Consider the following 13,591-nt stretch of genomic DNA (forward strand, 5'->3'; position numbering starts at 1 on the left):
ATAGGGTTTTTTGTTTTATAGCGTTTTTTAAATTCTTACGCTTTTTGTATAAATCTCTGCGGTTAAAAAAAAAAGTACACGGATGATACGGATTCGCCTGGCGAAAACGCGGATCAGAACGGATTTTTTTTGATTTACAGGAGTGAAAATTGCTTTTGCTCTTTCAGGGCGATGTTTGCTGTTTATTTTGCTTTATACATAGTGCTTTGCACTATGCTCTCTGCTTTTCGGGCTTTCAGCCCTTTTTCCTTGCGTGCTTCGCGTATACCTTTGCGGACTTTGCGGTTAAAAACTTTAGTCCTTTTTTCTTTGAATATTCTTTTTATCACAGACTGCGTTAGGGATGGAAGTGATATCCTTTTGCGATGCCCATACTTTTAAAATTCCCTGAAACTTCTGTCGCAAAAGATTTAGCGGACAGCCCGACCCAAAGGGGAATGCCATAATAATTAGCTAACACGAAAAGATGAATATGCAACCGTATAGGGAAAATGCATAGTTGAGATGTTTTTTTAAGTGTTTTTAGTGCTTTCTTTTTAGTTTTATCCGGAGAGTGAGGTTCTTGTTTGTTTTAGATGAGAAAAGCGATTTAAATCTCCTGTTTTGAAGTGATTTTTATGGAAAGGAGTATAGGGTTAAATTGCTACATCGTAGCCAACTTTTACCTTGTCCATTATTACATGAGTGTAGAAATGTTTAACATTCGGATCGTCCATTAGCCATTTTTTAGCAAAAGATTCGTAATGCTGCATGTCTTTTGTGTTTACAATAATAACAAAATCATAGGTACCGGTGACAAAATAACATTGCATCACTTCGTGGCATTTCCGCATAGAATCCTTGAATTTTTCTAAAGCTTTTGAATTTCCGTCCGCTAGAATGATGTCCACTATGCAAGTAATCGTTAAGCCAATAGTGCTTGGTGCAATTATTGATATATCGGCCTCTATTATTTTATTTTCTCTTAATCTTGCTAATCTTCTTTGTACGGCTGAACTGCTTAAATTTACTAAGTCGCCAAGTTCTTGCGCAGTCAATCTATTGTTTTTTTGAATGTACTGTAAAATTTTTTTGTCGTATTCGTCGAGTGCTTGCATTTTTTACCTGATTTTCAAGTAAATTTAGGTTAAATTAGTTATTTGTAGTATTTATTTGCTGAAATAAAGCAGGAAGGTATAAGTAGTTTTGTGTTGTAATATTTAACATAAAAGAAGAGTAATGAAAAGAAATGAAAGTGTTTTTTCTGAAGAAGAAATCGAAAAATTTAGAAGTGAAACAATTGGGTGTAAAAATGTAAACCATCTTAACAATGCAGGCGCAGGTCTAATGCCTGATGTGGTAACTCGGTCTATTTTGGAACATATAAAGTTGGAATCTGAAATTGGGGGGTATGAGGCTGCGGCTTTGAAGGTAGATGTAATAAGGGAATTTTACGCTCAGGCTGGAAAATTAGTTAATTGTGATCCCTCGAATATTGCTTTTACGGCGAGTGCTACGGATTCTTATACCCGTGCGTTGTCTTCTATCCCGTTTTTGAGGGATGATGTAATTTTGACTGATAATGATGATTTTATTTCGAATCAAATTCAGTTTATTTCATGTCAAAAACGATTTGGAATTAAAATAGTAAGAATAAAGAATGCTGAGGCCGGAGGTGTTGATCTAAAAGATCTCGAGGAAAAATTATTTTCTCTTCAGCCAAGGTTACTGGCTATAACGCATATTCCAACCAATTCCGGTTTGGTTCAGCCTGTTAAAAGTATAGGTGAAATATACAATCGTTATAGAAAAGAACATGCTGATAAAACCTGGTATATTCTGGATGCTTGTCAATCGGCGGGACAAATGAAGTTGGATGTTGAGGAATTGAAATGTGATTTTTTAAGTATTACGATCAGGAAATTTTTGAGAGGTCCACGTGGCACGGGGTTTCTGTATGTTTCAGACAAGGTTCTTGAGTCTGGACTCGAGCCTTTGTTTATTGATATGAGAGGTGCTGATTGGATTGAAAAAGATGAATATAAACAACAGCCGGATGCTAAACGTTTTGAAGATTGGGAATTTGCTTATGCTCTTGTTTTGGGAAGTAAAGCTGCTATTGAATATTGTTTAAGTATTGGGGAGGATAGAATTTGGAGGCAAATACAGTTGTTGTCAAAATATATGAGAGACGAACTGGCTAAAATTTCTAAAGTTAGGGTTTTGGATAAAGGACCTGAGCTTGGGGGCTTGGTGACATTTTTTGTCGAGGATTCTCAACCAAAATATATTGTTGATGAGTTACTGAAGAGAAAAATAAATGTGGTTCCGAGTTTTAGAAATTTCGCTGTTATTGATTTTGATGAAAAGGGAGTGAAATGGGCAGTGAGAGCATCTCCTCATTATTATAATACTTTCGATGAAATTGATTTGTTTATTGAAGCGGTTAAGGAAATTGTGTCTATTTAATATTGCTAAGTCGTCGTGATAAATAGCAAAAAAAAACTCCTTAATTTCTTAAGGAGTTTTTTGTGGGCGATGAGGGGTTCGAACCCCCGACCCCCTCGGTGTAAACGAGGTGCTCTGAACCAGCTGAGCTAATCGCCCTATTTTACTAGGTTGCTATCGTTTGTGATTGCGAGTGCAAATATACGCTAGTTTTTGAGTTCTGCAAAGAAAATCGAATAAAAAATAAAACTTTTTTAAAAATGATTTATATCTCGCTGTTTATGAATTTGTTATTAAATTGGTTTTTTGCAACTTTTTTGCTCTTGGGACTTTTGTTTAGGCAAGAGGCAATTCAGCGACTACAAAAGTGCTCCCGCCAACGTAAATAAAATCATTTTTTGAAGCATTTTTTCTGGCTGCAGCAAAAGCATGTTCTACTGAGTCGTAATTTTTCCCTATTAAATGGTACTTTTTAGCGGCTTCATTTAAAATTTCTGTCTTTAGACCTCTGGACGAATTTGGGCTGCAAAAATAGTATTGTGCATTTTTAGGAAAAAGAGGTAAAATAGAGTCGAGATCTTTGTCGTTTACAACTCCCAGAACAATATGTAAATTTTCGAAACTCTCTTTTTGGATTTGTTTCATTACAACAGCCAGTCCGTGCTGGTTGTGGGCGGTATCACAGATAATCTTTGGGTTTTCTCCCAATTGCTGCCATCTGCCTTGTAAACCGGTATTTTTTACAACATATAATAAACCGTTTTTTAGATTTTCGTCTGAGATTTTAAACTCATTTTGAGAATTTAAAATGTGGATTGTCTGCTGTACCGTTTTTTTATTGTGAAACTGATAATCCCCAATTAGATCGGAAGGAAAAACTTCTGTGATTAAATCGGAAGCAAAATAAATGGAAGCTTCATTTAATTTTGCTTTGGCTAAGAATACAGGTTGAGTCTCAAAGGTGTATTCTCCAATGACAACAGGAACATTTGGTTTTATGATTCCGGCTTTTTCACCAGCAATTGCTGCCGGGGTATTTCCTAAAAACTGAGTATGGTCTAAATCGATGTTGGTAATAACCGATACTAATGGTGTGATTATGTTGGTTGCATCGAGTCTTCCGCCAAGACCAACTTCAATAATAGCAATATCAGTTTTCTCTGAAGCGAAGTAATCGAAGGCTAGTCCAACAGACATTTCGAAAAAACTCATATCATTAGCTTCAAAAAAGTTTTTGTGTTTGGCTACGAATTGACAAACAAAATCTTCGGAGATTTCCTGGCCATTAATTTTAATTCGTTCCCTAAAATCTTTAAGGTGCGGAGAGGTATACAATCCTACTTTATATCCGGCTTCCTGTAAAACTGAAGCCAGCATGTGCGAGGTCGATCCTTTGCCATTGGTTCCGGCAACGTGGATGCATTTTAACTGATCCTGAGGGTTGCCAAGATGTGCAGCCAACAACTTAATATTAGTCAAATCTTCTTTGTATGCCGAAGCTCCCTGAAGTTGGTACATTGGAAGTTGATTAAACATCCAGTTTGTGGTTTCCTGATAGTTCATTGAATTGAGTTAAAATAGTTTCGAATTGAAATAATTTTCATTTTTTTTAGTTTTATAAGGGAGTGAAAATTATCTTTATTGCAAATTTCAAATATTTTTTAGAATTAATTATTAAAAACAAGAATTAATATATGTTTAGCTACATTCAATTACAAGCTGATACCATTGCAAATGCCTCAAACGTAGTTATCGAAAAGATTGCACCTGAAAATGAAATTTCAATGTTTGGGTTTATTATGAAAGGGGGAGTTTTCTTAATTCCGATTGCACTATTATTATTTTATACTATTTATATCATTTTTGAACGTTACTTATATATCAAAAAAGCATCAAGAATCGATTCCCGATTGATACAGGATGTGGGAGATAAATTAAATGCCGGAAATATTGAATTAGCCAGGACTATTGTGGAAAGAAGTGATACAGCAGCAGGAAATATTCTGAAAGAAGGTGTGCTGGTTATTGGAAGGCCAATTGCTGAGATTGAATCAAACATGGATCGTGCCGCTGATATTGAAATTGGTGAAATGGAAAGAAATTTGGGACATCTGGGGCTTATTGCAGGGATTGCTCCAACACTTGGTTTTATTGGAACTATTTCGGGTGTAATTAAGATTTTCTACAGTATTTCGGTTACTGAAAATATTAGTATTGGAAATATCTCGGGAGGATTGTATGAGAAAATGATCAGCTCGGGTTCCGGATTAATTGTGGGGATTATTGCCTATAGTGCTTATCATTTACTGAATGGAAAAATTGATGATTTTGCGTTGAAGATTCAGAAACAAATATTAGAATTTGTCAATATAATTCAAAGAGCATAAGGTATGTCTATTAAGAGAAAAAGAAGGTTTCATGCTGAAGTGGCGACATCGTCATTAAGTGATATTATGTTTTTCCTGTTGTTGTTTTTCCTTATTATATCAACACTTGCGAATCCTAATGTGATTAAAATGACATTGCCGAAAGCGAAAGCCAATGAAAAAACAAATAAACAATTAATTAGTTTGTCTGTTACCGAAGACAAAAAGTTCTATATCGACAAAGTACCTGTTGAATTTGATGCTTTGGAAACCACTTTAATGTCGAAAATTGGAGCTGACAAACAGCAAACCGTGGTGGTTCGAATTCCGTTTAATCTTCAGGTTCAGGATCTAGTTGATGTGTTGCAAATAGGAGTGAAGAATAATTTAAAGTTTGTAATTGCTACCAGTCCGAAGTAACATAAACACATAGCTTTGTCCTCTTGGATTGGAGGAAAAAAGTACAAACTAATTGATGAAAATAAAAAAGGCTTTCAGGAAATTCTGAAAGCCTTTTTTATGGAAAAAGATTTTAGTGTAAATCTGTGTAATTTGTGTTTAATCCAGACTGAAATTGTAAATTATTTTTCCAACCTGTTTTGCGGCTGCTTTGTCGTCTGCTGACCATTTTGTGTTCAATGCCGCTATTTTTGCCTGCTCCAGTAAACAGCTTGCGGTATTAGTTGTTCCTTTTATTCCCGCAGTTGCGCTAATGGTTTTTCCATTTTGGTCTACGGTAACTTCTACCACTACTTTTCCTTCTTCATTGCAGGTGTATTTTGGTGCCGGTTTAGACAGTGCTTTGCGTCCGTTTAGCGAATATCCAGATCCTCCACCGGAGCCGCCGCCACTTCCGGGACCATAACCGCTTCCGGTACCAATTCCATTGCCGGTTCCGTTGCCACCGCCAGTTCCTCCTCCGGAACCTCCCGTTCCATAATATCCGTTCGAACTTAGACTGCCGTTCGCTTTTCCTTTGTTTCCAGCTGCTTTATCGTCGCCATCACCACCTTTATTGGATCCTTTTAAAATGCTTGATAAGGCATCGTTTGTAGAATTGGAAACTTTTGGTTTTTCAGGAATCGGTTTTGCTTCCGGTTTTACAACGGGTGTTGCTTTTTTTGGTTTTTCTTTTGTTGGAATTGCAACACTTTCGTCGGTTGTGGTATTTTCCTGAGTTAAAATTGCTTCGTCCGGTGTTGCTTTTGCCGGAGTTTGTCGGGCTTCGTTTTTTACATTTAAAACTTCACTTTTATAATTTGCTCCCGAGCCTAAATCGCTGTCTCCAAAATTTACCGTAACACCTCCGCCACCTCCGCCAGAAGCCAAAGCAACATTGTTCTCCGGATTGTAAGGAGGCCAAAAGCGTATAAGAAATAACAACGCAATAAGTACTGCATAGATAACAGTAGTGAGTAGTAAGGATTTCTTTTGATCTGAAGAAATGGAACTCATTTTTATTCTGAATTTTGAAATTGTATTATATAAAAAACGCTTAAAAGTAGTAAAAATTGTTTAGAATAGAAGAGTAGGTGATTTTGTGCCTTACTGTTTTTTGCACGCCGATTTAGCCGATTTGCACAGGTTTTGTAATTAATGGGGAAGCGGAATCAAAAGGATCAGCTGAATCAGTGTGAAACATAAAAAAAAACGGACCAGATGTTCATCCGGCCCGTTTTGATAAAGTATAAAAAAATTATACTAGTTGTTTCAATGCAATTTCAAAAGCAGTTGCACTGATATTTGTTTTGGATGGATTTAAAGTGTGGGCTTTAACAATCGCATTTTTTATAATTTCTGAAGTATCATTGAAAATATCTTCGTCCGTCATCTGAACTTTTTTCTCCATGAAATAAGCAAAAACTCTTGCCATTCCACAGTTTGAAATGAAATCAGGAATCAAACTTACTTTGCTATCCACTTCTTCCATGATAGAACCGAAGAAAATTTCTTTATCAGCAAAAGGTACGTTTGCTCCACATGAAATAACTTCTAATCCATTTGCGATTAAGTTATCGATTTGCGCCTGAGTTACCAATCTTGAAGCCGCACAAGGAGTGAAGATTTCGGCACCAATTGTCCAGATTTTAGTGTTGATTTCGTCAAATGGGATCATGTTATCGGCAACTAATTTGTTTCCGTCTTTATTTAAAAACAAAGTTCTGATTTCTTCAAATGAAAAACCTTCTTCTTTAATTAATCCTCCGTCACGGTCAATAATTCCGATTACTTTAGCACCCATTTCAGCCAAATAGAAAGCGGCAGCTGAACCTACATTTCCAAATCCCTGAACAATTGCTTTTTTACCTTTGATGTCTCCACCGTAAATGGCATAGAAATGACGAGCCGCTTCGGCAACACCATAACCGGTAATCATGTCGGCAACCGTATATTTTCGGGTTACATCAGGAGAGAACTTTGGGTTTTCGATTACTTTGATAACACCCTGACGCAATTGTCCGATTCTATTAATTTTATCTGCTTCGGTAGGTTTGAAGTGTCCGTTGAAAACACCTTCTTGCGGATGCCATACACCACATTCTTCGGTCATTGGAATTACTTCGTGAATTTCATCTACATTTAAATCTCCTCCGGTTCCGTAGTAACTTTTTAATAAAGGAGAAACGGCTTTGTACCAACGTTGTAATACTCCTTTTTTACGTGGATCATTTGGGTCAAAATTTATTCCTGATTTGGCACCTCCAATGGCTGGTCCTGAAACAGAAAATTTAACTTCCATAGTTTTGGCCAACGATAAAACTTCATTCATATCTAAGCCTTTTCTCATTCTTGTTCCTCCACCCGCAGCTCCACCGCGCAGTGAGTTGATAACAGTCCATCCTTCGGCTTCTGTTTCGGAATCTTTCCAGTTAAAAACAATTTCAGGTGCTTTATTTTCAAATTGCTGTAATAAATCTTTCATTTTGTTGAGATATGTTTAGTTTGTGTAAAAGTATAAAATAGAATAATGCGAATAATGTATCTCGTGTCAAAATTTTATGGAAGAGAAAAAAGAAAGCCGAAAACAATACGTTTTCGGCTTTTGAATTTTATAAATCTAACAAATTATATTCCTAATAAGTGTTTTTTTAATGTCTCATCAACAGGTTTGTCTGAAAGCCAGATTCCGAATAATGCTTTTTTGAAATCAAATCCTGGAATTTTTCCTTTTAAAACTTCATTTTTGTATACATTGATGGTTTGGTCAAGCGGATTATAAGCAAGAACAAACACATCTTTTTCAGTAATCATGTCACTTAAAAAAGTTTTAAATTCTTCGATTCGGGGACGCAATTGATTAAGATTGCTTGACGCAGATTTTTCAAAACCGGCATTCATCGCTTTCGTCAGTTTGCTTGAAGAAACCATTGAAGAAGTAATTTCAATTCGGATTGCCATTTCGGTATCGCTGTCAATAATAAATTGTGGATCCTGACTTAGCTGCGATAAATATAAGGCCTGAACATAAACTTCCAACCACATTTTTGATCGGCCTCCAGCACCGTTAAGCTGTAAAGTTTTGCCCTGAAATTCAATTTTTCTTGGAACTGTTACGCCATTCACATCAAGCTGAGTCTGGGCTGAAACGGTTGAGAATTGTATACTAAAAAGGAATGTAAGTAGAAGTAAACTTTTTTTCATGTTTTATGGAAATTATAATTATTGAGCAAAAATAATGTTAATTTATCAATTTTATAGCGTTCTTAAATATGTTTTTTTTGACTCAATTTTGCTTTTTTTGTTTGTATAAGATTAGTAATCAAATTAGTAAGAGTTGTTTTACGGGAAGCCGTATATTTTAAGAATTGTTTAATCTTTTGGATAACTAAACTTTACTAAAATTTTAGCGATCGGACTTTTTTGATCCTGTATTTTATTCTTGTTTTTTAGAGTAATGATTGCAAATTTGATGCGTGTTACGCTAAATTTTTAAGATTATAACGAAAACGTTATCGTAATTATTGCCGATCTAGTAAATTTATATGCGCGCATTGTTAAACTCACTTTTAAAATTTATCTTTGGGAGCCTTTTTACAAAAAAAGCAATTCAAAAAAACAAAACAAAAATAACCGTCATCTTAATTTCGATATTTTAAATGGAGTTGAGATGAGAAAAATAAAACAGGATAACTATGGATTTTAATCTTACCGAAGAACATTTAATGATTCAACAAGCTGCAAGAGATTTTGCTCAAAACGAATTGCTGCCGGGAGTTATTGAACGTGACGAAAAACAAATTTTTCCGACAGAACAAATAAAAAAAATGGGGCAATTAGGATTCCTTGGAATGATGGTTGATCCTAAATACGGAGGAAGCGGACTGGATGCAATTTCTTATGTAATTGCGATGGAAGAAATTTCAAAAGTAGACGCATCAGCTTCTGTAGTGATGTCCGTAAACAACTCATTAGTTTGTTGGGGACTGCAGGAATTTGGAACTGAAGAACAAAAACAAAAGTACTTACCGGGTTTAGCATCGGGAGAGATTCACGGAGCATTTTGTTTGAGTGAGCCTGAGGCGGGTAGTGATGCTACTTCTCAAAAAACAACTGCAGTTGATATGGGAGATCATTATTTGGTAAACGGAACGAAAAACTGGATTACCAATGGAAATACAGCATCTGTTTATTTAGTGATTGCACAAACGGATCCGGAGAAAAGACACAAAGGAATCAACGCTTTGATCATGACGAAAGACATGCCGGGCTTTTCTATTGGACCAAAAGAGCAAAAAATGGGAATCCGTGGTTCTGATACGCACTCTTTAATGTTTAGTGATGTAAAAGTTCCTAAAGAAAACAGAATTGGAGAAGATGGTTTCGGATTTAAATTTGCCATGAAAACGCTTGCCGGAGGTCGTATCGGAATTGCTTCTCAGGCTTTAGGAATTGCTTCAGGAGCTTATGAACTGGCTTTGAAATATTCTAAAGAGCGTAAAGCTTTCGGAACTGAAATCTGTAACCATCAGGCCATTGCTTTTAAATTGGCAGATATGGCGGTTAATATTGAAGCAGCACGTCATTTGTGTATGAAAGCAGCTTGGGATAAAGACCAACATAAAAATTATGATGTAAGTGGTGCGATGGCAAAATTGTTTGCTTCGCAAGTAGCAATGGATACTGCCGTTGAAGCGGTTCAGATTCATGGAGGTAACGGTTACGTAAAAGAGTACCATGTAGAGCGTTTAATGCGTGATGCAAAAATTACTCAGATTTACGAAGGAACTTCAGAAATTCAGAAAATTGTAATTTCAAGAGCTGTTATTGCAGGATAAATCTCTTCGAAACTTATAAAATTAAACCCTTTCAGGCTGCCCAATGTCTGAAAGGGTTTTTGTTTGGATTTTAATTTCGTTATATTTACAGAAATAAACTTTTTATGTACGAAGATTTAAAATACTGGTATTTACGAGACCATAAATTGTTTAGAACTTTGAGTTACTCACAGATCAAACAATTGTGTATTATCACAGGTTTTAAAAAAGCGTCAAAAGGAGAAATTATTTATTTTTCTACTTCAGATTTACCCCGCATATTTTTACTCAAAAAAGGAAATATTAAAATCGTATCTATTGATGAAGAAGGTAATGAAACCATAAAAGACATCATTCAGAAAGGGGATTTGTTTGGCGAATTAACTTTGGAAACGGACGCCAAAAATGAAGAATATGCAAAAGTACTTTCGGATGATGTTGCGATTTGCAGCTTCCTGATGTCAGATTTCGAAGATTTATTACTGAGAAATCCAACGCTCGCACTTTCGTATACCAAATTTGTTGGTTTGAAAATGAAACGTATTAAAAATAGTTATGCCAATTTAGTTTCTAAAGATGCAAAAACCAGATTGTATCAGTTTCTTAAAGACTGGGCAGATAAGGAAGGAGTAGCGGAAGGGAATTCGGTAACGATGGAAAACTATTTGACACAGAATGATATTGCACAAATTATTTGTACTTCAAGACAAACGGCAACCCAATTGCTGAACGAGATGGAAACGAATGAACTGATACATTACAATAGAAAAGAGATTGTTATTGTTGATATTACCAAAATCTAACTATTTTACGCTAAGTGTAAATTAGCCGACATTTGCCTTTTTCATACTACCGTAATTTTACATTATCAAATTAAGATGTAAAGTTAAAAATTATGAAAAAATTATTTTTTATTGCTTTAGTAGCCTTATGTACTGTTGCTACTGCGCAAAGTTCGCTTCCTAAAATGGCGACCGATATTGCTCCTTTATTAATAGGAGAGAAAATTCCAAATACCACATTAAAGTCAGTTGAAAATGCAGCGGTAAAAATCTCTGATTTGCTTGAAAAGAAAAAAACGGTTTTAGTTTTCTATCGCGGCGGCTGGTGTCCTTATTGCAATATGCATCTTCAGGCGTTAGCTGAAGCAGAGAAACAAATTCTGGATCTTGGATACCAGATTATTGCAATAAGTCCAGATGCTCCGGAGAATTTAAAAATTACAGAAGAAAAAGATAAAGTAAAATATACTTTGCTTTCTGACTCTGAAGGAGAATTTTCCAAAGCGATTGGAATTGCTTACGAAGCTCCTGAAAACTATAAATCAGTAATTAACGTACATTCTAAAGGAGTCAATAAAAGTTTCTTACCGGTTCCGTCAGTTTTTGTTGTGAATCCAAATGGTGAGATTGCGTTCGAGTATATTGCTCCTGACTTTAAGCATCGCATTTCGACTGAATTACTCGTTTCAGTATTAAAAAACCTAAAATAAAACAAGATGAAAAAGCTGTTATTTTTTGTATTGATTTTGGTTTCGGGTATTTCATTTGCTCAGAATGATGCGAAAAGGATAAGTCAGTACAATCTGGAAAATAAAGTAGCCATTCAGGGCTACGATCCTGTGGCCTATTTTAGTCCGGGAAAAGCGATTAAAGGGAAGAATGAATTATCAGTTTCTTATCAGGGAGTAATTTATAAATTTTCTTCCAACGAAAATAAACAGGAATTTTTAAAAAATCCCTCAAAATATGAACCGCAATACGGAGGCTGGTGTGCCTATGCTCTGGGAAGTTCCGGAGAGAAAGTGGAAATAAATCCGGAAACTTTTAAAATTATCGACGGTAAACTCTATTTATTTTACAATGCCTATTTTAATAATACTTTGAAAAGCTGGAATAAAAATCAGACTAATCTGAAAACGCAAGCCGACGAGAACTGGAAAAAAATAAACAGGTAATAAGATGGAAAAATCAGAAAAAATAGTCTGGGCTTTAAGGATTATAGCAGCCGGAATTTTGTTGGAAACCTTATTTTTTAAATTCAGCGGAGCAGAAGAAAGCATTTATATTTTCTCGACTTTAGGAATTGAACCATACGGAAGAATTGGATCAGGAATAGCCGAATTGGTTGTTGCGATTTTAATTTTAATTCCAAAAACAACATGGATTGGAGCTTTGGGCGGATGTGGAGTAATGGCGGGTGCTATTCTATCTCATTTATTTGTTTTGGGAATTTCAGTTCAGAATGATGGGGGCTTACTTTTTTTACTGGCCCTTATCACCTTATTATGTTGTTTAGGATTACTTTATTTCAATAAAAGTAAATTGTTTAATCTTCTAAATTTAAAATAGCCATGTTACTAAAATCAATACGCCACAGTTTAGATGAACTCGATGATCTGTTAGGTCAATTGACAGATGCAGATTATGCAAGACCTTGCCCTGCTCTCAACAATGCAACAATTGGCGAGCATTTGCGACACATTCTGGAAATGTTTATAGGTCTGGAAAAGGGTTACAATTCAGGAGTTGTAAATTACGATAACCGCGAGAGAAATATTCGAATGCAAACGGAAACGGCATTTGCAAAAGAACTTATAACCGGAATAAAAGCAAATCTGAAAAGTGAGAACAAAACCATTTATTTAGAACAGGTAATAGACGGGCTTGCCCTTCGAATTCAAAGCAATTATTACAGAGAATTGTTATACAATCTGGAGCATTGCATCCACCATCAGGCTTTGATCAAAGTGGCCGTTATGCCGTTTAAAGATGTTTTGATTCATGAGAATTTTGGTGTGGCCCGTTCCACCATAGAATACAGAAAACAATGTGTACAGTAAGTTTCGTCAACCATAACGGAGTGGTAATGATTACTTCAAATCGGGATGAAAAAGTAATCCGTCCGGAAGCCATTGCACCCAGAAACTATTGTCATAATGGTAAAAATGTGATGTACCCAAAAGATTCAAAAGCGGGAGGGACGTGGTTTGCCGTAGATAAAAACGGAACTGTGCTGGTACTTTTGAATGGAGGTACAGAGAAGCATCGGATTTCATTTTTGTATAGAAAAAGCAGGGGACTGATTGCTCTCGATATGATTTCGAGTTCGTCACCCAAGGATTTCTGGGATGAAATTAATCTGGAAGATATCGAACCTTTTACATTGGTTTTGTATCAAAATGAAGAATTGTACGAACTGATTTGGGATGGTCTGGTAAAAATTAAGACACTGTTGGAGAGTTCAAAGAATCACATCTGGTCATCGGTTACTTTATATCCTCCGGAGATCAGAAAGAAACGCTCCAATTGGTTTTTTGAATTTTTAGAGGGTAAGGATGAAATCTTCTCTACCGATATGTTAGATTTTCATAAAAACACTCAAAATGATGATTCTGAAAACGGATTGGTTATTAATAGAGAAAATGTTTTGAAAACACTTAGCATAACTCAGGTGGTAATCAAGCAGAATAAAGGGACTATGAAGTATTGCGATTTAATTAAAACAAAGGAGTTCTCGACTTCTTTTATAAGTATTTAATGT

15 protein-coding genes and 1 tRNA gene are annotated in these 13,591 nt (G+C 35.6%); 10 read left to right on the plus strand and 6 right to left on the minus strand.

What is annotated here, in order from left to right; genetic code table 11:
- Positions 1-635 precede the first annotated feature (635 nt).
- On the minus strand, positions 636-1,097 hold the full coding sequence (locus B0A80_RS13770; protein WP_070907944.1) for an Lrp/AsnC family transcriptional regulator: 462 nt from the start codon (positions 1,095-1,097) through the stop codon (positions 636-638).
- A 121-nt stretch (positions 1,098-1,218) separates the two neighbouring features.
- Between B0A80_RS13770 and B0A80_RS13775 the strand changes: the two genes are divergently transcribed.
- Positions 1,219-2,448 carry an aminotransferase class V-fold PLP-dependent enzyme gene (locus tag B0A80_RS13775; protein ID WP_089077642.1) on the plus strand — a complete coding sequence of 410 codons (1,230 nt, stop codon included), beginning with the start codon at positions 1,219-1,221 and terminating at the stop codon, positions 2,446-2,448.
- 63 nt (positions 2,449-2,511) lie between these two features.
- Here the strand turns inward: B0A80_RS13775 and B0A80_RS13780 are convergent.
- Together B0A80_RS13780 and B0A80_RS13785 are read right to left on the minus strand one after the other, a co-directional pair.
- A tRNA-Val gene (locus tag B0A80_RS13780) sits at positions 2,512-2,586 on the minus strand.
- A gap of 177 nt (positions 2,587-2,763) precedes the next feature.
- The gene (locus B0A80_RS13785; protein WP_089077643.1) at positions 2,764-3,990 is read right to left on the minus strand and encodes a bifunctional folylpolyglutamate synthase/dihydrofolate synthase; all 1,227 of its coding nucleotides are present in this window, start codon (positions 3,988-3,990) and stop codon (positions 2,764-2,766) included.
- 131 nt (positions 3,991-4,121) lie between these two features.
- On the opposite strand from B0A80_RS13785, the gene B0A80_RS13790 reads away from it, so the two are divergent.
- Entirely contained in the window at positions 4,122-4,814 is a 693-nt protein-coding gene (locus B0A80_RS13790) for a MotA/TolQ/ExbB proton channel family protein (protein WP_017498783.1), read from the plus strand.
- 3 nt (positions 4,815-4,817) lie between these two features.
- Positions 4,818-5,213 (plus strand): ExbD/TolR family protein, encoded by a 396-nt coding sequence (locus tag B0A80_RS13795; RefSeq protein WP_026110223.1) that lies wholly within the window; start codon positions 4,818-4,820, stop codon positions 5,211-5,213.
- A gap of 138 nt (positions 5,214-5,351) precedes the next feature.
- Here the strand turns inward: B0A80_RS13795 and B0A80_RS13800 are convergent, their stop codons facing one another.
- From B0A80_RS13800 to B0A80_RS13810, 3 genes are all read right to left on the minus strand, one after another.
- Entirely contained in the window at positions 5,352-6,248 is an 897-nt protein-coding gene (locus tag B0A80_RS13800) for a hypothetical protein (protein ID WP_070907941.1), read from the minus strand.
- A 241-nt stretch (positions 6,249-6,489) separates the two neighbouring features.
- Entirely contained in the window at positions 6,490-7,716 is a 1,227-nt protein-coding gene (locus B0A80_RS13805; protein WP_089077644.1) for a Glu/Leu/Phe/Val dehydrogenase dimerization domain-containing protein, read from the minus strand.
- 143 nt (positions 7,717-7,859) lie between these two features.
- The gene (locus B0A80_RS13810) at positions 7,860-8,435 is read right to left on the minus strand and encodes a chalcone isomerase family protein (RefSeq protein ID WP_017498778.1); all 576 of its coding nucleotides are present in this window, start codon (positions 8,433-8,435) and stop codon (positions 7,860-7,862) included.
- A 491-nt stretch (positions 8,436-8,926) separates the two neighbouring features.
- Between B0A80_RS13810 and B0A80_RS13815 the strand changes: the two genes are divergently transcribed.
- The 7 genes from B0A80_RS13815 (at position 8,927) to B0A80_RS13845 (ending at position 13,588) form a co-directional block, all read left to right on the plus strand.
- Positions 8,927-10,069, plus strand: coding sequence for an acyl-CoA dehydrogenase (locus B0A80_RS13815; protein WP_026110222.1), 1,143 nt, complete (start codon positions 8,927-8,929; stop codon positions 10,067-10,069).
- A 104-nt stretch (positions 10,070-10,173) separates the two neighbouring features.
- The gene (locus B0A80_RS13820) at positions 10,174-10,851 is read left to right on the plus strand and encodes a Crp/Fnr family transcriptional regulator (protein ID WP_070907939.1); all 678 of its coding nucleotides are present in this window, start codon (positions 10,174-10,176) and stop codon (positions 10,849-10,851) included.
- Between the two features lie 92 nt (positions 10,852-10,943).
- Complete coding sequence (locus B0A80_RS13825; RefSeq protein WP_089077645.1) at positions 10,944-11,540, plus strand: peroxiredoxin-like family protein; 597 nt, start codon at positions 10,944-10,946, stop codon at positions 11,538-11,540.
- A 6-nt stretch (positions 11,541-11,546) separates the two neighbouring features.
- Positions 11,547-12,005: a YHS domain-containing (seleno)protein gene (locus B0A80_RS13830; RefSeq protein WP_089077646.1), complete on the plus strand. Its 459-nt coding sequence runs from the start codon at positions 11,547-11,549 to the stop codon at positions 12,003-12,005.
- Positions 12,006-12,009: 4 nt separating this feature from the next.
- Positions 12,010-12,399, plus strand: a complete 390-nt coding sequence (locus tag B0A80_RS13835; RefSeq protein WP_089077647.1) for a DoxX family membrane protein — start codon at positions 12,010-12,012, stop codon at positions 12,397-12,399.
- Positions 12,400-12,401: 2 nt separating this feature from the next.
- Positions 12,402-12,890: a hypothetical protein gene (locus tag B0A80_RS13840; protein ID WP_017498772.1), complete on the plus strand. Its 489-nt coding sequence runs from the start codon at positions 12,402-12,404 to the stop codon at positions 12,888-12,890.
- Positions 12,878-13,588 carry an NRDE family protein gene (locus B0A80_RS13845; protein ID WP_070907934.1) on the plus strand — a complete coding sequence of 237 codons (711 nt, stop codon included), beginning with the start codon at positions 12,878-12,880 and terminating at the stop codon, positions 13,586-13,588. Before B0A80_RS13840 ends, B0A80_RS13845 begins: the two co-directional genes overlap by 13 nt.
- Positions 13,589-13,591 lie beyond the last annotated feature (3 nt).

This window comes from Flavobacterium tructae (assembly GCF_002217475.1).
GTDB lineage: Bacteria > Bacteroidota > Bacteroidia > Flavobacteriales > Flavobacteriaceae > Flavobacterium > Flavobacterium tructae.